This window comes from Microbacterium bovistercoris (genome assembly GCF_003387575.1).
GTDB classification, from domain to species: domain Bacteria; phylum Actinomycetota; class Actinomycetes; order Actinomycetales; family Microbacteriaceae; genus Microbacterium; species Microbacterium bovistercoris.
In genome coordinates this window covers 176,623-199,258 of record NZ_QUAB01000048.1, presented here as the reverse complement: position 1 = coordinate 199,258, position 22,636 = coordinate 176,623, and the positions used below count along the sequence as shown (strand labels likewise).

Annotated in this window: 20 protein-coding genes; 17 read left to right on the top strand and 3 right to left on the bottom strand. The window is 69.1% G+C overall.

The window, feature by feature from the left end; translation table 11 throughout:
- Positions 1 to 20 precede the first annotated feature (20 nt).
- The 4 genes from DY023_RS17035 to DY023_RS17020 are packed head-to-tail and all read left to right on the top strand — an operon-like array spanning position 21 to position 4,634.
- Entirely contained in the window at positions 21 to 758 is a 738-nt protein-coding gene (locus DY023_RS17035) for a potassium channel family protein (protein ID WP_116243536.1), read from the top strand.
- Positions 759 to 788: 30 nt separating this feature from the next.
- Entirely contained in the window at positions 789 to 1,709 is a 921-nt protein-coding gene (locus DY023_RS17030) for an HAD family hydrolase (RefSeq protein ID WP_116243535.1), read from the top strand.
- The gene (locus tag DY023_RS17025; protein WP_116243534.1) at positions 1,706 to 3,337 is read left to right on the top strand and encodes a SulP family inorganic anion transporter; all 1,632 of its coding nucleotides are present in this window, start codon (positions 1,706 to 1,708) and stop codon (positions 3,335 to 3,337) included. Before DY023_RS17030 ends, DY023_RS17025 begins: the two co-directional genes overlap by 4 nt.
- 7 nt (positions 3,338 to 3,344) lie before the next feature.
- Positions 3,345 to 4,634: an ion channel protein gene (locus tag DY023_RS17020; protein WP_116243678.1), complete on the top strand. Its 1,290-nt coding sequence runs from the start codon at positions 3,345 to 3,347 to the stop codon at positions 4,632 to 4,634.
- Positions 4,635 to 4,640: 6 nt separating this feature from the next.
- On the opposite strand, the gene DY023_RS17015 is transcribed toward DY023_RS17020, so the two are convergent.
- Positions 4,641 to 5,312: an NRDE family protein gene (locus DY023_RS17015; RefSeq protein WP_116243533.1), complete on the bottom strand. Its 672-nt coding sequence runs from the start codon at positions 5,310 to 5,312 to the stop codon at positions 4,641 to 4,643.
- Positions 5,313 to 5,581: 269 nt separating this feature from the next.
- Here DY023_RS17015 and DY023_RS17010 point away from each other — a divergent pair, with 269 nt between their 5' ends.
- From DY023_RS17010 to DY023_RS16970, 9 genes are all read left to right on the top strand, one after another.
- On the top strand, positions 5,582 to 6,547 hold the full coding sequence (locus DY023_RS17010; RefSeq protein ID WP_116243532.1) for a GlxA family transcriptional regulator: 966 nt from the start codon (positions 5,582 to 5,584) through the stop codon (positions 6,545 to 6,547).
- Between the two features lie 134 nt (positions 6,548 to 6,681).
- Entirely contained in the window at positions 6,682 to 7,845 is a 1,164-nt protein-coding gene (locus DY023_RS17005) for an endo-1,4-beta-xylanase (protein ID WP_116243531.1), read from the top strand.
- Between the two features lie 145 nt (positions 7,846 to 7,990).
- Complete coding sequence (gene coaBC / locus DY023_RS17000) at positions 7,991 to 9,196, top strand: bifunctional phosphopantothenoylcysteine decarboxylase/phosphopantothenate--cysteine ligase CoaBC (protein ID WP_116243530.1); 1,206 nt, start codon at positions 7,991 to 7,993, stop codon at positions 9,194 to 9,196.
- 89 nt (positions 9,197 to 9,285) lie between these two features.
- On the top strand, positions 9,286 to 10,146 hold the full coding sequence (locus tag DY023_RS16995) for an HpcH/HpaI aldolase/citrate lyase family protein (protein ID WP_116243529.1): 861 nt from the start codon (positions 9,286 to 9,288) through the stop codon (positions 10,144 to 10,146).
- 67 nt (positions 10,147 to 10,213) lie between these two features.
- A complete protein-coding gene (bcp, locus tag DY023_RS16990; RefSeq protein ID WP_116243528.1) occupies positions 10,214 to 10,681 on the top strand; it encodes a thioredoxin-dependent thiol peroxidase in 468 nt (155 codons plus the stop codon).
- Between the two features lie 170 nt (positions 10,682 to 10,851).
- The gene (uraD, locus tag DY023_RS16985; RefSeq protein WP_116243527.1) at positions 10,852 to 11,340 is read left to right on the top strand and encodes a 2-oxo-4-hydroxy-4-carboxy-5-ureidoimidazoline decarboxylase; all 489 of its coding nucleotides are present in this window, start codon (positions 10,852 to 10,854) and stop codon (positions 11,338 to 11,340) included.
- A gap of 12 nt (positions 11,341 to 11,352) precedes the next feature.
- On the top strand, positions 11,353 to 11,694 hold the full coding sequence (uraH, locus tag DY023_RS16980; protein WP_116243526.1) for a hydroxyisourate hydrolase: 342 nt from the start codon (positions 11,353 to 11,355) through the stop codon (positions 11,692 to 11,694).
- A gap of 8 nt (positions 11,695 to 11,702) precedes the next feature.
- Positions 11,703 to 12,596, top strand: a complete 894-nt coding sequence (gene pucL, locus DY023_RS16975; protein WP_116243525.1) for a factor-independent urate hydroxylase — start codon at positions 11,703 to 11,705, stop codon at positions 12,594 to 12,596.
- Between the two features lie 121 nt (positions 12,597 to 12,717).
- Positions 12,718 to 14,247, top strand: a complete 1,530-nt coding sequence (locus tag DY023_RS16970; RefSeq protein ID WP_116243524.1) for a nucleobase:cation symporter-2 family protein — start codon at positions 12,718 to 12,720, stop codon at positions 14,245 to 14,247.
- A 189-nt stretch (positions 14,248 to 14,436) separates the two neighbouring features.
- Here the strand turns inward: DY023_RS16970 and DY023_RS16965 are convergent, their stop codons facing one another.
- Positions 14,437 to 15,183, bottom strand: coding sequence for an SDR family oxidoreductase (locus tag DY023_RS16965; protein WP_245958761.1), 747 nt, complete (start codon positions 15,181 to 15,183; stop codon positions 14,437 to 14,439).
- An 81-nt stretch (positions 15,184 to 15,264) separates the two neighbouring features.
- Between DY023_RS16965 and aceE the strand changes: the two genes are divergently transcribed.
- Positions 15,265 to 17,970 carry a pyruvate dehydrogenase (acetyl-transferring), homodimeric type gene (gene aceE, locus DY023_RS16960; RefSeq protein WP_116243522.1) on the top strand — a complete coding sequence of 902 codons (2,706 nt, stop codon included), beginning with the start codon at positions 15,265 to 15,267 and terminating at the stop codon, positions 17,968 to 17,970.
- A gap of 175 nt (positions 17,971 to 18,145) precedes the next feature.
- Here the strand turns inward: aceE and DY023_RS16955 are convergent, their stop codons facing one another.
- Positions 18,146 to 18,916 carry an IclR family transcriptional regulator gene (locus DY023_RS16955; RefSeq protein ID WP_181905889.1) on the bottom strand — a complete coding sequence of 257 codons (771 nt, stop codon included), beginning with the start codon at positions 18,914 to 18,916 and terminating at the stop codon, positions 18,146 to 18,148.
- Positions 18,917 to 19,069: 153 nt separating this feature from the next.
- On the opposite strand from DY023_RS16955, the gene DY023_RS16950 reads away from it, so the two are divergent.
- The 3 genes from DY023_RS16950 to DY023_RS16940 are packed head-to-tail and all read left to right on the top strand — an operon-like array spanning position 19,070 to position 22,541.
- A complete protein-coding gene (locus DY023_RS16950) occupies positions 19,070 to 20,461 on the top strand; it encodes an NAD-dependent malic enzyme (protein WP_116243521.1) in 1,392 nt (463 codons plus the stop codon).
- Positions 20,462 to 20,466: 5 nt separating this feature from the next.
- Complete coding sequence (locus DY023_RS16945; RefSeq protein ID WP_116243520.1) at positions 20,467 to 21,735, top strand: DUF6986 family protein; 1,269 nt, start codon at positions 20,467 to 20,469, stop codon at positions 21,733 to 21,735.
- Complete coding sequence (locus DY023_RS16940) at positions 21,732 to 22,541, top strand: bifunctional allantoicase/(S)-ureidoglycine aminohydrolase (protein WP_116243519.1); 810 nt, start codon at positions 21,732 to 21,734, stop codon at positions 22,539 to 22,541. The genes DY023_RS16945 and DY023_RS16940 overlap by 4 nt, the downstream gene beginning before the upstream one ends.
- The last annotated feature ends 95 nt before the right edge of the window (positions 22,542 to 22,636 follow it).

The window sequence follows — 22,636 nt, the reverse complement described above, 5'->3', positions numbered from 1 at the left end:
GGCGCTGGCATGATGCAGGAGTGGACGAGAACACCTGGCGCCGCCGCACCGGACCGGCGCTGCTGGTCGCGTCGATCGCGTTCCTGCTGGCGTACTCCTGGCGCGTGATCACCGAGGCGGACGGCACGCCGGCGCTGTTCGCGAACATCGTCGTGCTGGTCACCTGGACCATGTTCGTCATCGACTACCTGGTGCGGCTGTCGATCGCGCCCGACCGCTGGCTGTGGTTCCGCACCCACCTCGCCGACCTCGCGATCACGCTCATCCCGGTGCTGCGGCTGGTGCGCGTCGCGCGCGTGTTCACGCATCTGCCCGGACTGCGCCGCACCAGAGCAGCGGCCCTGCGCACCAGGATCCTGGTCTACGGCCTGGCCTCGACGCTGATCCTCGTCTACATCGCCTCGCTGCAGGTGCTCGACGCCGAGCGCGGTGCACCCGGCGCCACCATCGTCAGCTTCGGCGATGCGCTCTGGTGGGCGTGCGTCACCGCCACGACGACCGGATTCGGCGACCTCACCCCGGTCACCGTCACCGGGCGCTTCGTCGGCGTCATCCTCATGTTCGGCGGCGTCGCGCTCGCCGGCGTCATCACGGCGACGCTCGCCTCGTGGGTGGTCGAGCGCGGCGCGCACGGCGACGACGGGGCGGATGCCGCGACGAAGGCGGAGGTGCGCGCGCTGCGCGACGACATCGCGGCGCTGCGCGCCGCGATCATTCATCCGGGTGAGGAGCCCTCGGGCGGCGACCGCGTCCCGTAATCTGGCCGGATCAGTATCGGAGGAGCCCTCATGACCACTCTGCCCTCGTGGCGCGACACCGCCACGCGCAAGACCATCGTCGACTTCGTCGAATCCGTCACCACCGGTGCAGACGCCGTGCCCGTGGCGGAGCGCATCGCCGTGTTCGACAACGACGGCACCCTGTGGTCGGAGAAACCCGTCATCATCCAGCTCGACTACATCGTCGGGCAGTGGGCGGCCGCGGTGAAGGCCGACCCGTCGCTCGCCGAGAACCAGCCCTACAAGGCGGTCGCCACCGGCGACCTGTCCTGGCTGGGGCACGCGGTCGAGAAGCACTACGCGGGCGACGACAGCGACCTGAAGCAGATGCTCGGCGCCCTGGTCGGACTCACCGACGGCATGACGGTGGACGAGTACGCGGCATCCGTCGCGGAGTTCTTCCGCACCGCGAAGCACCCCACGCTCGGCACCCCGTTCTCGGGAGCGGTGTACCAGCCGATGGTCGAGCTGCTCAGATACCTCGAGGCGAACGGCTTCACCTGCTACATCGCCTCGGCGGGCGAGCGCGACTTCATGCGCAGCGTCACGCAGGAGTTCTACGGCATCCCGCCGGAGCGCGTGATCGGCTCGGCCTACGGCCTCACCTACGACGCGGATGCCCGCGCCGTGAAGTACTCCGCGAACCTCGACTTCCTCGATGACGGCGGCATCAAGCCGGTGCGCATCTGGAGCAGGACCGGCCGCCGGCCGCTGCTGGCCGCAGGCAACGCGAACGGCGACCTGCCGATGCTGCAGTTCGCCGTGGGCGACGGCACCGGCCGCCGCGGTCTCGCGCTCCTCGTGCACCACGACGACCACTCCGGTCGCGGCGACGCGCCCTACGACGGCGGGGCCGAGCAGGCGCTCGCCGCCGACGACGTCACGGTGATCAGCGTCGCGGACGACTGGGAGCAGGTCTTCCCGGCATGAGCGCGCCCACCGCGACCGGCTCCCGCACCTGGCTGGCGCCGACGCTGCACGGATACCGGCGCGCCTGGCTGGGAGCGGACATCGTCGCCGGCCTCTCCGCCGGTGCGGTCGTGGTGCCGCAGGCGATGGCGTACGCCACCATCGCGAACATGCCGGTGCAGGTCGGCCTGTACACCTGCATGGTGCCGATGTTCGTCTACGCCATGCTCGGCGGCTCGCGTGCGATGAGCGTGTCGACGACGTCGACCATCGCCACGCTGACCGCCACGACACTCGTGTCGTCCGGCGTCGCCGCGAACTCGGACAACCCGGTCCCCGACCTCATGGCGCTCGTGCTGATCGTCGGGCTGATCCTGCTGGCAGCGCGCCTGCTGCGGCTCGGCAACGCCGTCGAGTACATCTCGAAGCCGACGATCATCGGCATCCAGGTGGGTGTCGGCGCGACCGTCGCCGTGGGGCAGGTGCCGAAGCTGCTCGGCGTCGAGATGAACGAGACCGGCGCGGGCTTCATCCGCTCGCTGATCGCAGACCTCGAGACGCTGCCGGACGCGAACCCGGCCACGGTGCTGCTGTCGATCGGATCGATCGCCGCCCTCGTGCTGCTGAGGCGCCTGCTGCCGAAGGTGCCGGGGCCGCTCGTGGTCGTCGCCGCGGGCATCCTGCTGGTCGCGTTCGCCGGACTGAAGGACACCGGGGTCGCGTTGATCGCCCCTGTGCCGCAGGGGTTCCCGCCGTTCCAGCTGCCGTCGTTCGCGCACGTGGCCGGCATGCTGCCCGGCGCTCTCGCGATCGCGGTGATGGCGTTCCTCGAATCCAGCGCCGTGGCGCGCGGCATCCGCGAGGCGGGGGAGACCCCCATCGACAGCAACCGCGAACTGTTCGCCACCGGCGCGGCCAACACCATCGGCGCGTTCTTCCAGGTGCTGCCCGCGGCGGGCGGCTTCTCGCAGAGCGCGGTGAACAAGAACGCCGGCGCGAAGTCGCAGGTCGCCACCCTGGTGACCGTTGGCCTCGCCGTGCTCGTGGCGCTCTTCCTCGGCCCGGTGCTGAGCCTCATGCCGCAGGCGACGCTCGCCGCGCTGGTCTTCGTCGCAGTGGTGGGGCTCATCGACATCAAGGGACTGGCGAGGCTGTGGCGCCTGAACCGCGCAGACTTCTGGATCGCCGCGATCACCGCTTTCGTCGGCCTGACCGCCGGACTGCTGCTGGCGGTGGCCGTGGGCGTGGTCGGCACGTTCGTCGTCGTCTTCCGCGAGCTGAACAAGGTGCGCCTGAAGGTCGACGATGTGCATGACGGCGCACTCGTCGTGCAGTTCGAGGGCCCGCTGTACACGGCGAACGCGCAGCCCTACGAGTCCGCGATCCTGAACGAGGTGGACGCCGCCGACGACGTGCGCGTGCTCGTGCTGGATGCCGGGTACCTGCGGGTGGTCTCGGTCACCGTGCTCGACGCGCTGGCCGACTTCGAGAACGAGCTGACCGCGCGCGGGATCGAGCTGCGGCTCGCCGTGGTGCCCGGCTCGGCCGCGACGGTCGCCCGTCGCGGGTCGTGGTTCCAGAAGGCCGAGGCCGACGGACGGGTGTACTCGACCGTGGATGCCGCGGTGCACGGCCCGGGAGCGAGGTGAGCGCCCGATGAGCGAGACCGCCGGCAGCATCGCCGGAGCGCGTCGGGCGACCACGGCTCGCCGGCTGATCGTGCTGGCCGGGCCGGCGATCGCGGTGGGCGTCGGCTCCGCCCTGCTGCTGTGGACCCTCGACCGAGTGTCGGAGGGCCTGCACCACGTGCTCTGGGATGTGCTGCCCGGGGCGTTCGGCTTCGGGCCCGACAATCCGTTCTGGATCTTCGCCGTGCTCACCCTCACCGGTGCGGCCGTCGGAGCGACCGTCCGGTTCCTGCCGGGGCATGGCGGCCCCGACTCGGCCATCGGCGAGCTGGACGCCTCGCCCCCGAAGCTCATCGCGCTGCCCTCGCTGGCGCTCGCCGTGGTGCTCGGTCTGGCCGGCGGTGTGAGCCTCGGCCCCGAGAACCCGATCATCGGCATCAACAGTGCGCTCGCGGTCGCCCTGCTGGCGCGCTTCGCGGCCAAGGTGCCGCCCACGCTCGCCGCGGTGTTCGCGATGTCGGCGACGATCGGTGCGCTGTTCGGCACCCCGGTGGCCGCGGCGCTGGTGCTCACCGGAGCGGTCGGCGCGATCAAGGGCGAGGGCGCGCTCTGGGACAAGCTGTTCCTGCCGCTGGCGGCGGCGGCGTCCGGTGCGATCACGATGAAGCTGCTCGGCGGTCAGGGCATGGCCTTCTCGCTGCCGCCGCTCGGTGAGATCGACGTGTGGGACGTGCTGCTCGGCGTGGTCGTCGCGGTCGGCGCGGCGCTGGTCGTCGTGGTCGGGGCGGTGCTGCTGCCGATCGCGCACCGCGCGTTCCGCCTGCTGCGCAGTCCGCTGCTGTTCACCACGCTCGGCGGCGCGCTGCTCGGTGTGCTCGGCATCATCGGCGGACCGATGACGATGTTCAAGGGCTTGAACGAGACCGCCGCGCTGCTCTCCGACCCCGGCGCCTACTCGGCGGGGCAGCTTGCACTGTTCGCCGGGGTGAAGGTGCTCGCGCTGGTGATCGCGGCGGCGGCCGGATTCCGCGGCGGGCGCGTGTTCCCAGTCGTGTTCATCGGCGTCGCCCTCGGTCTGCTCGCCGCGGCGCTGCTCCCCGGCATCCCGCTCGCGCTCGCCGTGGCCTGCGCGGCCCTCGGCGCGACGCTGGTGGCGACGCACGACGGCTGGATCGCCCTGTTCCTCGCGGTGGCGCTGGTGGGCGACATCGCCGTGCTGCCGCTGCTGTGCGTGATCATCCTGCCGGTGTGGCTGGTCGTGACCTCGGCGCCGGAGCTGATCGTGCCGCCCGAGAAGGGGGCCCCGGCGGCCGCGTGACCCGGGTCAGTCCCAGTGACCAGGGCGCCGCAGCACGTGCGACTCGACGGTCGCCCCGTCGGCGCCGACCGCGGCCGTGGCGTAGAGCAGCGACAGCGTCGGGTAGCCGTGCGACGTGTTGTCGCGGATGATCGCGCGGTCGTCGTCGGGGTCGAGGGCGGCCGTCTCCTGCAGCAGCGCGGTCCACTCGTCCGGGGCGGATGCCCGGAACCGTGGCAGCCAGGCGGCGATCCGCGCTGTGGCGGGATCGTCGAGGTCGTCGTGCGCGATCATGTGGACGCCCGGGTCGACCGGGGTCTCGCGCAGGACCTCGCCGTCCCAGGTGATCACGCGCGCGCCGTCGGGCGAGGCCTCGAGCAGATTGAAGCCGTGCATGCGCGGCGAACCCATGGGAGTGCGGCCCGCGACCGACTCCAGCGCGAGCGAGCCGCGCGAGAGGGCCTGATCCGCCGGCAGGTCGAGCAGGTCGGCGCGGTTGAGCAGCACGGCCAGGCGCCGGGATGCCGGATCGACGGCGAGCCAGGCGCCGCCGGCGCGCCGGTCGCGGATGCCGATCACACCCGGATAGCGCTCGGGCCACCACGGACCGAGATCGTCCCACTCGCGTTGCGGATCCTCGTCCCGGACGGCCAGCAGCCGGGCCGAGCCCGGTTCGGTCTCGATCACGACGGTGCACACGCGGCCAGTCTATGGGCGCTGTTCCCAGCCGGCTCCGGCTCCCCGCTCCGGTCCGGAACGTCAGCGGGGGACGCGGGACCAGTCGGTGGGGACGGCGCGGTAGCCGTCGCGGTGGAGTTCGACGGCGGTGGAGATGAGACCCCACAGGGCCACTGCACTGAGAAGAATCACGATGAACATGGCAGTAACGCTACGTCTGGCGGAAAACCGCCACGAGTGGCATGATGGACAGCAGTCGCAGGAAAACTGCCAACCTGAATCGAGTGTCGATGAAGACTGTCGCGTGCATCATCCAGCCGGGGTTCGCCCCCTTCGAATTCGGCATCGCGTGCGAGGTGTTCGGCCTCGACCGCTCCGACGACGGCGTGCCGAACTTCGACTTCCGCGTGGTTGCCGCCGACCCCGGCGAGGTGCCCTCGAAGCTGGGGTTCACCGTCGGGGGAGTGGGCGATCTCTCCTTCGCGTACCAGGCCGACGTGCTCGTGCTCTGCCCGTTCCCCAAGGAGCAGTGGGGTTCGGTCGACCCCCGCATCCTCGATGTGGTCCGCGATGCGGATCGGCGCGGGGCGTGGATCATCAGCGAGTGCAGCGGCGTGTTCGCGCTCGCCGAGGCCGGCGTGCTCGACGGGCGCCGCGCGACGACGCACTGGATGTACGCGCACGTGCTGGCCGACCGCTATCCCGCGGTGACGGTCGACCCCGATGTGCTGTTCGTGCATGACGGCCGCATCATCACCAGCGCGGGCACGGCGGCGGGAATCGACGCATGCCTGTCGCTGCTGCGCATCGAGCTGGGTGCCGAGCTCACCAACCGCGTCGCGCGGCGGATGGTCGTACCGCCGCAGCGCGACGGCGGGCAGGCGCAGTTCATCGACCGGCCGATCCCCGTCGTCGCCGAGGCCTCGCTCTCGAGCCTGGCGAACTGGGCCGTCGAGCACCTCGGCGAGGATCTCTCGGTCGAGCGGCTCTCCGCGCACGCGCACATGTCGCCGCGCACATTCGCCAGACGGTTCAAGGCCGAGCACGGCGTCACGCCGGCGGTGTGGCTGACCAGGCAGCGCGTCATCCAGGCGCAGCGGATGCTGGAGCGCACCGACGCGAGCATCGACCAGATCGCCGCGGAGTGCGGGTTCGGTTCCGCTGCCGTGCTGCGCCAGAACTTCGCCCGCATCGTCGGGACGAGCCCCACCGCGTACCGTGCGACCTTCAGCTGCGTGACAGAGTCCCTGGCCTGAGGTCGCATCCACGAAACATTCCGAAACTCTTGTTTATCGATACGTCGTCACTCTACATTTTTGTTGCACACAAAAACATATGCGTCGCACCCTCGCGACGCATGTGACCGACGACGATGTCAGGAGATTCATCCATGCGCCGATCGACCCGATCGCTGCTGGTGGCCACGGCCGCCGCAGCCCTGGTGCTGCCGTTGTGCGGCGTCACCGCCGCGAACGCGGACACCCCGTCCTTCAGCAACGCCGACAAGAGCGCGCTGCGCAACCAGGCCCCTGTAGATCTCGCGATCGGCACTGCGGCGTGGGGCGAGCAGATGCTGACCGACTACGACCCGGCCGCTCCGACCGAGTTCCAGGACGTCCTGAGCCGGCAGTTCTCGTCGGTGACGCCCGAGAACGACATGAAATGGGATGCCGTGCACCCGGCTCCCGATGTGTACGACTTCGCCTCGGCCGACGCCGTGGTGGCGTTCGCCAAGGCGAACCACCAGAAGGTGCGCGGGCACACGCTGCTCTGGCACAGTCAGAACCCGGCCTGGGTCACCGAGGCGAGCGGCACCTGGACATGTGACCAGGCGAAGGACGTGCTGGAGGATCACATCCGCACGGTCGTCGGTCACTTCAAGGGCGAGATCTACGAATGGGATGTCGCCAATGAGATCTTCAAGGACACGTGGGATGCCGGCGGCGTGTCCCTTCGCACCGACCGCAACCCGTTCCTCAAGGCCTGCGCCGATGACCCGGTGGGCCTGCTCGCCGACGCTTTCACGTGGGCGCACGAGGCCGACCCGGACGCGGTGCTGTTCCTCAACGACTACAACGCCGAGGGCATCAACGAGAAGACCGACGCCTACTACGACCTCGCGCAGCAGCTGCTGGATCGGGGCGCGCCGCTGGGCGGGTTCGGTGCGCAGGCGCACCTGAGCCTGCTGTACGGCTTCGACGCCTCGCTGCAGGCGAACCTGGAGCGCTTCGCCGCGCTCGGGCTGAAGGTCGCCATCACCGAGGCCGATGTGCGCATTCCGCTGCTGGACGGTGAGACCGAGCCGACGGCCGAACAGGTCGCCACCCAGACGGAGCGCTATCAGGCGCTCCTCCAGGCCTGCCTGAACGTGACGGCGTGCTCGTCGTTCACGGTCTGGGGCTTCTCGGACGCGCACTCCTGGGTGCCCGACGTGTTCCCAGGGGAGGGCTGGGCGACGATCAGCGACGAGGACTACACCCCGAAGCCGGCGTTCGACGCCCTGCTGACGTCGCTGAAGGACGCGACGCCCGGCGTCTCGCCGCGTCGCGGCTGACCCGCATCGAGTGAGACCGGAGCTGCGGGGGAGTCGACCTCCTGCGGCTCCGGTCTCAACCGTTGCGGGTGTTCGCCCGCCGCACCCGCATCGAGTGAGACCGGAGCAGGGGTGGGCGGAGCCGAACTACGGCAGACTTGACGATGTGAACATCGTCGTCGGGGTCACGGGCGGGATCGCCGCCTACAAGGCAGTGCAGCTGGTGCGGCTGCTGACCAAGGGCGGACATGACGTCACCGTCGTCCCGACCGAGGATGCACTGCGCTTCGTCGGACTCCCGACCTGGGAGTCGCTCAGCCGCAACCCGGTCACGACGAGCGTGCACGAGGACGTGGCCCGCGTGCGTCACGTCGCGCTCGGGCAGAACGCCGACCTCGTCGTGGTCGCTCCGGCCACGGCCAACACCATCGCGAAGATGACCGCGGGCATCGCCGATGATCTGCTCGGCACGACGCTGCTGGCCACCGAGGCGCCCGTCGTGATCGCCCCGGCCATGCACGCGGAGATGTGGCGGCATCCGGCGACGCAGGCGAACATCCGCACGCTGCGCGAGCGCGGGGTGATCATCGTCGGTCCCGCCGAGGGCGAACTGGCCGGTGGCGACTCCGGACCCGGGCGGATGTCCGAGCCGGAGGAGATCCTGGATGCCGCGCACGCGGCGCTCGCGCCGCAGGACCTCGCCGGGCTCACCGTGGCCGTGTCTGCCGGAGGCACCCGCGAGCCGATCGACCCGGTGCGCTTCCTCGGCAATCGCTCCAGTGGTCGGCAGGGGGTCGCGCTCGCGGCAGCCGCCGCTGCACGCGGCGCGGACGTGGTGCTGGTCGCCGCGCACATCGAGCAGGACGTGCTGGCGGATGCCCGGCATCCGGGCATCCGCGTCGAGAGGGTGGAGACCGCGGCCGAGCTGGCGGACGCGATGCGCGCGGTCGCGCCGGATGCGGACGTCATCGTGATGGCCGCTGCCGTCGCCGACTACCGGCCCGCCGAGGCCGCCGCGCAGAAGCTCACCAAGGAGGACGGCGTGCTCGCGCGCATCGACCTCGTCGAGAACGAGGACGTCGTCGCGGGGCTCGCTGCGAACCGCCCCGGCGAGCAGACGATCGTCGCCTTCGCGGCGGAGACGCTCGCCGATCCCGACCAGCGCCGCGAGCGCGCTCGCCGCAAGAGAGAGCGCAAGGGCGTCGACCTGCTGGCGGTGAACCGGGCGGATGCCGCGCACGGCTTCGAGCGCGCCGACAACGCGATCGAGATCATCGGCGACGGCGGTGAGGTCGTCGCCGAGAGGTCGGGGTCCAAGGCCGAGGTCGCCGACGCGATCTGGGATGCCGTGCTCGTCTACCGCGCAGAGTGACCGGGTACAGTTGCCCGCTGGCGCCCCCTGATCCACCGCGCTAAACTTTTCGTACTGTAGAAATCTACTTCCATGAAATGGAATCACAAATGAATGCTCCGCTGCCCGCCTCGACCCCGCGCGAGATCGCGCCTGAGCTGGCCCGTTCCTGGCTGCTCGTCGCGGCGACGCGCCCCGAGACCTTCGACGACGCCGCTCGCTCGCACGCCGACGCCGTGGTCCTCGACATCGAGGACGCCGTCGATGCCAGTCACAAGGACGAGGCCCGCGACGATGTCATCCGCTGGCTGAGCAGCGAGGGCAACAGCGCCTGGGTGCGCATCAACGACGCCACCAGTGAGCACTGGAGCGCCGACATCGAAGGGCTGCGATCGGCCCCAGGCCTGCGGGGCGTGATGCTCGCGAAGACCGAGTACGGTGGCCAGGTGATGGACACCTTCAACCGCCTGGGTGCCCAAGTGCCCGTCGTGGCGCTGGTGGAGTCCGCGATCGGCATCGAGAACGCCACCGAGATCGCCCGTGCCAAGGGCGCCTTCCGTCTGGCCTTCGGCAGTGGCGACTTCCGTCGCGACACCGGCATGTCGGCCGACCGCGAGGCGATGGCCTACCCGCGCGCCCGGCTGGTGATCTCCAGCCGTGCAGGCGGCCTGCCCGGCCCGATCGACGGACCCACGGTCGGCTCGAGCCACCCCATCCTGCGCGAGCAGTCCGCCATCACCGTCTCGATGGGGATGACCGGCAAGCTCTGCCTCTCGGCCGACCAGACGCCCGTCGTCAACGAGGTCATCAGCCCGACCCGCACCGACGTCGAATGGGCCTACGAGTTCCTGGAGGACTTCGACGCCCGCGGCCGCATCGTGCGCGACGGCAGCGATCTGCCGCGTCTGGGCCGTGCCCGCAAGATCATGCAGCTCGCCGAGGCGTTCGGCGTGATGCCGAGCGGCCGCTGAGTGCCCTTCGACAGGCTCAGCCCTTCGACAGGCTCAGGGACCCACAATCAAGGAAAAGGAGACACTCATGTCCGAAAGACTGTCCGTGGGCGACGTCGCCCCCGCGTTCACCCTGTCCGACGCCGAGGGCGCCACGACCTCGCTCGCCGACTACCGCGGCCAGAACGTCGTCGTGTACTTCTACCCCAAGGCCGCGACTCCCGGCTGCACCACCGAAGCCTGCGACTTCCGTGACAGCCTGTCGTCGCTGTCCGCCGCCGGCTACGCCGTCGTAGGTGTCTCGCCCGACGAGGTCGCCGACATCAAGTCGTTCTCGGATGCCGAGGGGCTGACCTTCCCGCTGCTGGCCGACAGTGACGCATCCGTCGCGCGCGCCTGGGGCGTGTGGGGCGAGAAGACCGTCGACGGTCGCACCTTCGAGGGCGTCATCCGCTCGACCTTCGTGCTGGACGGCGAGGGCGTCGTGCAGCGCGCGGAGTACGGCGTCGACGCGAACGGCCACGTCGCGCGCCTGCGCGAGGAGCTCGGCGTCTGAGTTCTCGCGTCGCGGAAGAATTTCGGCGGGCGGGGTTGACAGACCCCGCCCGCCTTCTGCATACTAATTGCACATGCTGAAAGAACAGTTCCGGGATACGGAATCGAATCTTCTCGGAGATTCCCGTATAGCCTTACACCCCGGATGCCAGCATGACTTGAGGTACGAAGATGTCGCTCGAGGAGTTCAACGCTCTTCCGCGTGAAGACGCGATCAGCATCGTGAAGCCGGCGCTCGATGTCGCCCGCTGGATCGAGGCGATCGTCGATTCCCGTCCGTTCGGATCGGTCGACGAGATCACCGCAGCCGCCGCCGTCGTGGCGGGGCCCTTCTCCGAAGCGGAGATCGACGGCGCCCTGGCGCACCACCCCCGCATCGGAGAGCAGCCGAAGGGCGCCACCGCGGAGGCCGCGCACTCGCGCAGCGAGCAGGCCGGCGTCGACGCATCCGCCGCCGCAGCGCTCGCCGAGGGCAACCGTGCCTACGAGGCGAAGTTCGACCGCGTGTACCTCGTGCGCGCCGCCGGACGCTCGGCCGACGACATCCTCGCCCTGCTGCAGACGCGGCTGGGCAACACCCCCGAGCAGGAGCTCGTCGTCATCGAGCAGCAGCTGCGCGAGATCGCAGCGCTGCGCCTGGCGACGGCCCTGCAGAGCTGAAGGAGCACGCGCATGAGCGTCTCTCACGTGACCACCCACATCCTGGACACATCGATCGGGCGCCCCGCGCCCGGCGTCGCCGTCGTACTCGAGGCCCGAGTCGGCGACGGATGGGCCGGGATCGGTACGGGCCTCACCGATGCTGACGGGCGGGTGAAAGCGCTCGGCCCGGAGCGGCTGGAGAGCGGTGCCTACCGCCTCCGGTTCGACACCGCGGCCTACTTCGCCGGCATCGACACGGACACCTTCTTCCCGGAGGTGGTGTTGACCTTCCTGGTCGACGCCGAGCAGGCGCATTATCACGTGCCGTTGCTGCTCAGTCCGTTCGCCTATTCCACTTACCGAGGAAGCTGAGTACGAAAATGACCAACATCATTCTGGGCAAGAACCAGTACGGCAAGGCCGAGAACCGCGTCGTCCGCATCACCCGTGACAGCCCCCGCCACGAGATCGAGGACCTCAACGTCACCTCGCAGCTGCGCGGCGACTTCGCCAGCGCCCACTTCGAGGGCAACAACGAGCATGTCGTCGCCACCGACACGCAGAAGAACACGGTCTACGCCTTCGCCAAGGACGGCATCGGCAGCCCCGAGGACTTCCTGCTGCGTCTCGGACGGCACTTCACGGGCGAGTTCGACTGGGTGACCGGTGGCCGCTGGGCCGCCGAGCAGTACACCTGGGCGCGCATCGAGGGCGACAACGGCGAGCACGACCACTCGTTCGTGCGCGCAGGCACCGAGACCCGCACCGCCGTCGTGCAGATCGACGGCGACGACACCACCGTCATCGCCGGCCTGCAGGACCTCACGGTCCTCAAGTCGACCCAGAGCGGCTTCGTGGGCTACCCGCGCGACAAGTACACCACCCTGCCGGAGACTGAGGACCGCATCCTCGCCACCTCCGTCACGGCCAAGTGGCGCTACAACCGCACCGACCTCGACTTCAACGAGGTCTACGCGGACGTCCGCCGTGTGCTGCTCGCCGCGTTCTCGCGCAACTACTCGTACGCCCTGCAGCACACGCTGAAGGAGATGGCCGAGGCCGTGCTCGAGGCGCACCCCGAGATCGACGAGATCCGCTTCTCGACCCCGAACAAGCACCACTTCGTCGTCGACCTGTCGCCGTTCGGCCTGGAGAACCCCAACGAGGTGTTCTTCGCCGCCGACCGCCCCTACGGCCTGATCGAAGCATCCTTCCTGCGCGACGGTGCCGACACCGACCACTGGTCGTGGGACGGCATCGCCGGCTTCTGCTGAACCGGCGGTGAACTCAGGGGTCCGTCTCCGACGGGACGGACCCCTGGCTGCCGCATACCCGAAATCCCCCATCAGACATGCCCACCCCGAATAGCGGGTCACCGGACGAGGAGGTCCACCCATGACTGCTGCACGCAGCTCAGCCAAGAGCAAGATCAAGACAGAATCCGCCCGTCCGGAGGATGAGGCGCTGAGCATCGGCTCCGCATTCACCTATGGGCTCCAGCACGTGCTGACGATGTACGGCGGCATCATCGCGCCGCCGCTCATCATCGGCAGCGCCGCGGGTGTCGACCCGCAGATGATCGGCGTCCTCATCGCCTCCTGCCTCTTCGTCGGCGGCCTCGCGACCCTGCTGCAGACGCTGGGGCTGAAGTTCGGCAAGAACGTGCCGCCGCTCTTCGGCTCGCAGTTGCCGCTGGTGCAGGGCGTCTCGTTCGCGGGCGTCGCCACGATGCTCGCGATCGTGAACGGCAACAAGGAGACCGGGCTCACCGACATCTTCGGCGCCGTGATCATCGCAGGTCTGATCGGACTGGCGATCGCGCCGTTCTTCGCGCAGATCGTGCGCTTCTTCCCGCCTGTGGTCACCGGCGTCGTCATCACGACGATCGGTCTCTCGCTGATGCCGGTCGCCGCGCGCTGGATCACCGGCGCGGTGCCGGATGCCCCCGGCTACGCCGACCCGGTGAACGTCGGCATCGCCGCCTTCACGCTCGCGACGATCATGCTGCTGAGCAAGGTCGGCAACGCGTTCATCTCGCGCCTGTCGATCCTGATCGCCATGGTCGTCGGCACGGTGTTCGCCGTGATCATCGGCAAGGCGGACTTCTCCAAGGTGCTCGAGGGGCCGGTGTTCGCCTTCCCGACGCCGTTCGCGTTCGGTGTGCCGACCTTCAACGTGGCCGCGATCATCTCCATGACCATCGTGGTGCTCGTGATCCTCACCGAGACCACCGCCGACATCCTCGCCGTCGCCGAGATCACCGGCTCGAAGGTCGACCGCAAGCGCATCGCCGCAGGCCTCCGTGCCGACATGGTGTCCACTGCCCTCGCCCCGATCTTCAACTCGTTCACGCAGAGCGCCTTCGCGCAGAACGTCGGCCTGGTGGCGGTCACCAAGATCAAGAGCCGCTACGCGGTCGCCGCCGGTGGTGCGGTGCTGATCATCCTCGGGCTGTTCCCGATCCTCGGCCGCGTCGTCTCGGCGATGCCCACCGCCGTCCTCGGCGGCGCCGGCATCGTGCTGTTCGGCACCGTCACCGCGTCGGGCATCCGTACCCTCGCGAAGGTGAAGTACGAGGGCAACATGAACCTCATCATCGTCGCGACGTCGATCTCGTTCGGCATGGTCCCGGTGATCAACCACGACATCTACTCGAACTTCCCGACCTGGTTCCAGGTGATCTTCGACTCGGGCATCAGCTCGGCCGCCATGATGGCGGTGCTGCTGAACCTGGTGTTCAACGTCTGGACGAAGGGCAACCCCGAGAACCCGTCGGTCTTCGGCGCTGCGCCGGTCCGCACGATCAAGACGGACGTCATCCGGGTGCTCAAGGAGGGCGACCGCGTCAAGGACGGCAAGCTCGTCGATGCCGACGGCAAGGCTGTGCCGGTGCTCGATGACGAGGTCGGCTCGTCGCACCACTGACGGAAGACGCAGACGGAAGCGGGGTTCGCAGGGCCGGAAGGCCTCGGCGGACCCCGCTTCCGTCTTGACAACCTCGCCGTCCTGGGCGCACACTTGTTTACGTATGATGAAAGGTTTCTTTCACATGGTGAAAGGGAATGAACAATCGGACGAGGAGGTCCGCAGATGACCGGCTCGCCGATCAGCGGATCAGCCGCGACCGCCGTACGGCATCCCCGCGGCGGTGACCACCAGCTCGGCGATGTTCGCCTCCGGCGGCAGCTGCGCCATGAACAGCACGGTGCGAGCGGCGTCCTCGACGTCGAACGTCGGCTCGACCAGGCGCGAGCCGTCGGGCTGCAGCGCCCCGGAACCTACGCCGATCTCGGTCATGATGCTGGTCGCTGCGTTTCCGATGTCGATCTGTCCGCAGGAGATCCCGTCCGCACGGCCGTCGAGGTCGATCGACTTCGTCAGTCCGCTGATGGCGTGCTTGCTCACCGAGTAGGCGACGGACTGCGGGCGCGGCACCCGCGCCGAGATCGATCCGTTGTTGATGATGCGGCCTCCGCGGGGCTGCTGCGCGCGCATCGCGCGCATCGCGGCGCGGGCGCAGAGCAGGGCGCCGGTCACGTTCACCTCGATCGTCGAGCGCCAGTCGGCAGGGTCCACATCCGCAGCGGATGCCGCGGGGCCGAAGGTTCCGGCGTTGTTGAACAGCACGTCGACACGGCCCCACTCGGCCACCACGGCCGCGAACGCGGCATCCACGTCCGCCTCGGCCGTCACGTCGGCCGGCAGCACCAGCATCCGCTCCCGGCCCTCCGCAGTCTCGCGCAGCGCCGCCTCGCGGCGCCCGATCAGCGCAACGCGGAATCCGGCGTCGTGCAGCACGTGCGCGGTCGCCCGGCCGATCCCCGACCCCGCACCCGTCACCACGGCGATGCGTCCGTCCATCTTCAGACCTCCTGGCATTTCGTCTCGCGCCGCTCGCTCGATGACCGAGCTGACTCCTACATCTAACAAGAAAGGCCGACCATGTATGCAGATCGCAGCACCGGCACCCTCGGCTCCGACACCACGGACCACGACCCCGAAGAGACCACCGAATGGATCGAGTCGCTCGACGCGCTGATCGCGCAGCGCGGCGCCGACCGCGGCGAGTACATCGTCCGCGAACTGGCGGATCGCGCCGGGCTCCAGCAGGAGCCGAACGCGACCACCGACTACGTCAACACCATCCCGGCATCCGCCGAACCCGAGTATCCCGGTGACGAGGACCTGGAGCGGCGCTACCGCGCCTGGATGCGCTGGAACGCCGCCGTGCTCGTGCACCGTGCGCAGCGCCCCGGCATCGGCGTCGGCGGGCACATCTCCACCTACGCCGGAGCGGCGACCCTGTACGAGGTCGGCTTCAACCACTTCTTCCGCGGCAAGGACCACCCGGGCGGTGGCGACCAGGTCTTCTTCCAGGGCCACGCCTCGCCGGGCATGTACGCCCGCGCCTTCATGGAGGGCCGCCTCACCGAGGAAGACCTCGACGGCTTCCGCCAGGAGAAGTCCCGCGAGGGGCACGCGCTGAGCTCGTACCCGCACCCGCGACTCATGCCGGAGTTCTGGGAGTTCCCGACCGTGTCGATGGGCATCGGCCCGATGAACGCGATCTACCAGGCGCAGAACAACCGCTACCTGCACAACCGAGGCCTGAAGGACACCTCCGATCAGCACGTCTGGGCGTTCCTCGGCGACGGCGAGATGGACGAGCCGGAGAGCCGCGGTCTGCTGCAGCTGGCCGCGAACGACGGCCTCGACAACCTGACCTTCGTGGTGAACTGCAACCTGCAGCGCCTCGACGGCCCGGTGCGCGGCAACGGCAAGATCATCCAGGAGCTCGAGGGCTTCTTCCGCGGCGCCGGTTGGAACGTCATCAAGGTCGTCTGGGGTCGCCAGTGGGACGACCTGCTGGAGCGCGACACCGAGGGCGCGCTGCTCGACATCATGAACACCACCCGCGACGGCGACTACCAGACCTACAAGGCCGAGTCCGGTGGCTTCATCCGCGAGAACTTCTTCGGCCGCGACCCGCGTGCGAAGGCCCTGGTCGAGAACCTCTCCGACGACGAGATCTGGGGCCTCAAGCGCGGCGGTCACGACTACCACAAGGTCTTCGCGGCCTACCAGCAGTCGATGCAGCGCAACGGCAAGCCCACCGTCATCCTGGTCAAGACCGTCAAGGGCTACGGCCTCGGCCCGCACTTCGAGGCGCGCAACGCGACGCACCAGATGAAGAAGCTCACGCTGCAGGACCTCAAGGACTTCCGCGACCACCTGCGCGTGCCGATCACCGACGCGCAGCTCGAGGAGAACCCGTACCTGCCGCCGTACTACCACCCGGGTCAGGATGCTCCGGAGATCCAGTACATGCAGGAGCGCCGCCGCGCCCTCGGCGGCTACCTGCCCGAGCGGCGGCCGAACGCATCCGGCGAGATCGCGCTGCCCGACGCGAAGGCGTACGAGGTCGCGGCCCGAGGCTCCGGCAAGCAGCAGGCGGCCACCACGATGGCCTTCGTGCGCGTGCTGAAGGATCTCATGCGCGACAAGGAGTTCGGCAAGCGCATCGTGCCGATCATCCCCGACGAGGCGCGCACCTTCGGCATGGACGCGTTCTTCCCGACCGCGAAGATCTACAACCCGAACGGCCAGAACTACCTCGCCGTCGACCGCGAGATCGTGCTGTCGTACAAGGAGTCCGAGGCCGGCCAGATCCTGCACATCGGCATCAACGAGGCGGGATCGATCGCCGCGTTCACGGCCGCGGGCACCTCGTACGCCACGCACGGCGTGCCGCTCGTGCCGGTGTACGTGTTCTACTCGATGTTCGGCTTCCAGCGCACCGGCGACTCGCTGTGGGCGGCCGCCGACCAGATGACGCGCGGCTTCCTCATCTCGGCGACGGCCGGACGCACCACGCTGACCGGTGAGGGCCTGCAGCACGCCGACGGGCACTCGCCGCTGCTCGCGGCGACCAACCCGGCCGTGGTCACCTACGACCCGGCGTTCGGCTACGAGATCGGCCACATCATGCGCGCAGGTCTCGAGCGCATGTACGGGCCGGACTCCACAGACCGCAACCACATCTACAACCTCATGGTCTACAACGAGCCGATCGTGCAGCCCGCCGAGCCCGAAGACGCCGACATCGCCGGCATCCTCGGCGGCATCCACCGGATCGCGCAGGTTTCGGCGCCGAAGGCGCACCTGCTGGCATCCGGCATCGGCGTGACCTGGGCGCAGGAGGCGCAGCAGCTGCTCCGCGACGACTGGGGCGTCGAGGCGGACATCTGGTCGGTCACCTCGTGGACCGAGCTGCGCCGCGACGCGGTCGCCGCGGAAGAGGAGGAGTTCCTCGGTCAGGGCTCGCGCGTGCCGTTCATCCGGCAGCAGCTCGCGGACGCGCACGGCCCGATCGTCGCGGTCAGCGACTACGCAAAGGACTGGGCCGACTCGGTGCGTCAGTTCGTGCCGAACGACTGGGCGACCCTCGGTGCCGACGGCTTCGGCTTCTCGGACACCCGCGCCGCCGCCCGCCGGTACTTCAAGATCGACGGCCCGTCGGTCGTGGTGCGCACCCTGCAGCTTCTCGCGAAGCGCGGCGAGGTGGATGCCGCAGTGCCGGCTCAGGCCGCGGAGAAGTACCGCCTGCTCGATGTGAACGCCGGAAGCAGCGGCTCCGACGCGGAGTGACGCTTCGGGGCGTCCTTCGTCTCGTCGCTGCGCTCCTCGCTCAGGATCCGGGTCACTCGGCCCGGGTCCTGAGCGAGCGCAGCGAGACGAAGTGACGAAGTGACGAAGGGCGCTCGACCAGCGGGATGACAAAGGCCTCGGATCCACGACGGATCCGAGGCCTTTGCGCGGGAACTCAGGCCGCGAGGTCGGCCGAGATCGCGTCGGCCGCCTGCCGAAGCAGCGGGATGGCGCGCGACGCGAACTCCTCGGTGACGCGCGAGATCGGGCCCGACACCGACACGGCCGTCAGTGTCGGAGCATCCGGCACCGCCATCGCGTAGCAGCGGACGCCGATCTCCTGCTCCTGCTCGTCGATCGAGTAGCCGCGCTCGCGGATGCGGTCGAGCTCGGCGATGAGGTCCTCCACGGTGCCGATGCTGTACTCGGTCGGCGTCGCCATGCCCGTGCGGCTGACGATGCCGCGCACGGTCTCGTTCGGCAGCTGCGCGAGGATCGCCTTGCCCACGCCGGTGTCGTGCACATTGGCGCGGCGGCCGACCTCGGTGAACATGCGCATCGAGTGCTGCGACTGCACCTGCGCCACGTAGACGACCATGTCGCCGTCGAGCACCGCCATGTTCGCGCTCTCGCCGAGCTGGTCGACGAGGTTCTTCAGCTGCGGGCGCGCGAGCGCGCCGAACTGGCGGGCTGCGCCCTCGCCGATGCGGATGAGGCGCGGGCCGAGCGCGTAGCGACGGTTGGGCAGCTGACGGGCGTATCCGAGTGCCACCAGGGTGCGCAGCAGGCGATGGATTGTCGGCAGCGGCAGGTCCGTCGACGCGGAGAGTTCGCTGAGGGTGACGTCGCCGCCGGCGTCCGTTATCAGTTCGAGCAGCTCGAAGACACGCTCCACTGACTGGACTCCGGACGCCGAGCTCTTGGCGGGCTTCATCGCATCGACCATGGTCACTCCTCAATATTCGTCTTGTAATTCCATCATGCGAAAGGCGCTTACCGGAAACTCGGGAACCTTTCGGTATACCACTTGCGGAAAACTTTCGCTAAGTAGATAATAGTCTCCACGATACGAAAAACAAGCTCTCGAAGGGGAGGCATCATGGCGAACCCGGGTCCCGGAAACTCCATCACCCTGCGCATCGACGCGCCGTCCAACTTCAGCGTGACCAGCGAGCTCGCGGCCACCGCCGCCGACGCGGGAGCGGTCATCACCGCACTCGACGTCGTCGAGTCGCACCCGACGACCATCGTCGTCGACCTGACCTGCAACACCATCGACGAGGACCACGCCGACCGCATCCGCGACGCCGTCGAGGCGCTCGACGGCGTCACCGTGCGCCAGGTGAGCGACCGCACCTTCCTCATGCACCTCGGCGGCAAGCTCGAGGTCGTCCCCAGCGTCCCCCTTCGCAACCGTGACGACCTGTCCCGCGCGTACACCCCTGGCGTCGCCCGCGTCTGCATGGCGATCGCCGAGGACAAGAGCAAGGCCCGCAAGCTCACCGTCAAGCGCAACACCATCGCCGTGGTCACCGACGGCTCCGCTGTGCTGGGCCTGGGCAACATCGGTCCCGAGGCCGCGCTGCCCGTCATGGAGGGCAAGGCCGCGCTGTTCAAGCAGTTCGCCAACGTCGATGCGTGGCCGGTCTGCCTGGACACCCAGGACACCGAGGAGATCATCAAGATCGTCAAGGCGATCGCCCCGGTCTACGGCGGCGTGAACCTCGAGGACATCGCCGCCCCGCGCTGCTTCGAGATCGAGGCCCGCCTGCGCGAAGAGCTCGACATCCCCGTCTTCCACGACGACCAGCACGGCACCGCCATCGTCACCCTGGCGGCGCTGCACAACGCGCTGAAGGTCGTCGACAAGAAGATCGAGGACGTCCGCATCGTGCTCTCCGGCGTCGGCGCCGCCGGCAACGCGATCGCTCAGCTGCTGCTCGAGCAGGGTGCCGTCGACATCGTCGCCTGCGGGCGCAACGGTGCGATCAACCGTGACGACGAGTACACCGACGCGCACCGCATCGAGCTCGCCGCCACCACCAACCCGCGCAACTTCAAGGGAACGCTCAAGGAGGCCGTGGTCGGCGCCGACGTGTTCATCGGCGTGAGCGCTCCGCACGTGCTCGACGAGGACGACATCGCCGCGATGGCGGACGACGCGATCGTCTTCGCCATGGCCAACCCGACCCCCGAGGTCGACCCGGTCATCGCCTCGAAGCACGCCGCCGTCGTCGCCACCGGCCGCAGCGACTTCCCGAACCAGATCAACAACGTGCTGGCCTTCCCGGGCTTCTTCCGCGGTCTGCTCGACGCGGGCGTGTCCGACATCACGCCGCCTATGCTGGTCGCAGCCGCCGAGGCGATCGCGAGCCGCGTCGACGATGAGGAGCGCAACGCCAGCTTCATCATCCCCAGCGTGTTCGACCCCGAGGTGGCGGGCGCCGTCGCCGAGGCGATCGTGCGCGTCGTCAAGGCCGGCAAGGAGTGAATGATTTGACCGTCGATTCCACACTGGGCGAGCAGGACCTCGCAGCCGTCGACTCCGCACTCAGCGGCACCGACACGCTGCTCGCGACCGAGTACCCCGGCGATGACGGCTCGCGTCAGCCCGTGCACACGCTGTACGTGCCGGCCGACCGCTTCACGCCGGAGCTCACCGCTCAGCTCGGAACGGATGCCGCGGCTGCGGCATCCGCTTTCGGCGGCGTCGCCGCACTGGCCGAGGCCGTCGGCCTCGGCCACCTCGCGGGCGAGCTGGCCCCGCTGGTCGAGGCCAAGCTCGCGAACGAGCCGGTCGAGGATCTGCGCCTGGACTTCGAGGACGGCTACGGCGCGCGCCCCGACGACGAGGAGGACGCGGATGCGGTCCTCGCCGCAGAGCGCGTCTCGCAGGCGGTCGCCGGCGGTGTCGCGCCGCCGTTCATCGGCATCCGGTTCAAGTGCTTCGAGGCGCCGACCCGGCGCCGCGGCATCCGCACCCTGGATCTGTTCCTGACCACGCTGGTGCGCAACGGCGGCCTGCCTGACGGCCTCGTGCTGACGCTGCCGAAGGTCACCACTGTCGAGCAGGTCGAGGCGATGGTCTCACTCTGCGAGATCTTCGAGGAGCGGCTCGGCCTTCCCGCCGGCCGCCTGCGGTTCGAGGTGCAGATGGAGACTCCGCAGCTGATCGTCGCCGCGGACGGCTCCGTGCCGGTCGCGACCCTGCTGCACCGGTCGAACGGCCGTGTCACCGCGCTGCACTACGGCACGTACGACTACAGCGCCTCGCTGCAGATCGCCGCGGCGTACCAGTCGATGGAGCACCCGGCCGCCGACTACGCCAAGCAGGTCATGCAGGTCGCCGTCGCCGAGACCGGCGTGCGCCTCTCGGACGGGTCGACCAACGTCATCCCCGTCGGCGAGAACGCCGAGGATGCCTGGAAGCTGCACGCCCGCCTGGTGCGGCGCTCGCTCGAGCGCGGCTATTACCAGGGCTGGGATCTGCACGCCGCACAGCTGCCCACCCGGTATCTCGCGACCTACGCGTTCTACCGCGAAGGCTTCGCCGCCGCGGCGAAGCGTCTGGACAACTACCTGCACGGCAGCGACGCGACGATCATGGACGAGCCGGCCACAGCCCGCGCGCTGGCCCGGTTCGTCGTCCGCGGTGCCGAGTGCGGCGCGATCACCGAGGCGGAGGTGCGGGAGGCCACCGGTGCCGAGCCCGACGAGCTGATCCGTCTCGCCCACCCGAAGCTCGCTGCGAAGGAGAACTCATGAGCTATTACACGCCCGCCGGCGGCCTGCCGCCGCAGACCGATCTGCTGACCGATCGCGCGATCGTCAAGCTGGCCTACACCGTGATCCCCAAGGGCGTGCTGCGCGACATCGTCACCAGCAGCCTGCCCGGCTTCACGAACGCCCGCGCGTGGATCATCGCCAAGCCGACACCGAGCTCCGCGATGACCTTCTCGCAGCTGATCGTCGAGATCGCCCCCGGCGGTGGCGCGGCGAAGCCCGAGGTCGAGGCCGGCGTCGAGGGCGTGGTGTTCGTCACCACCGGCAAGCTCACGCTGACCCTTGAGGGCGAGACGCACGTGCTCGAAGAGGGCGGCTACGCCTTCCTCGCGCCTGGGGCGAACTGGTCGCTGGCGAACGAGGGCGACGAGATCACCAGCTTCCACTGGATCCGCAAGGCCTATGAGTGGATCGAGGGCGTCGACGCGCCGGCATCCTTCGTCACCCGCGACCAGGACATCGAGCCGACCCCCATGGTCGGCACCGACGCCTGGCTCACGACGCGCTTCGCCGACTCGAACGACATGGCGCACGACATGCAGGTGAACATCGTCACCTTCAAGCCGGGCGGATCGATCCCGTTCGCCGAGACCCACGTCATGGAGCACGGCCTGTTCGTGCTCGAGGGCAAGGCCGTCTACCGCCTCAACGACGACTGGGTCGAGGTCGAGGCGGGCGACTACATGCTGCTGCGCGCGTTCTGCCCGCAGGCCTGCTACGCCGGCGGCCCCGGAAACTTCCGTTACCTGCTGTACAAGGACATGAACCGTCAGATCAAGCTGACCTGAAGTCGGTCCTGTGTCGAACGCCGTCCGCCGTGCTGGTGGGCGGCGTTCGTCGTTCCGGGCGTTGACATCCCCGGCATCCCCGCGTACGATTTCAG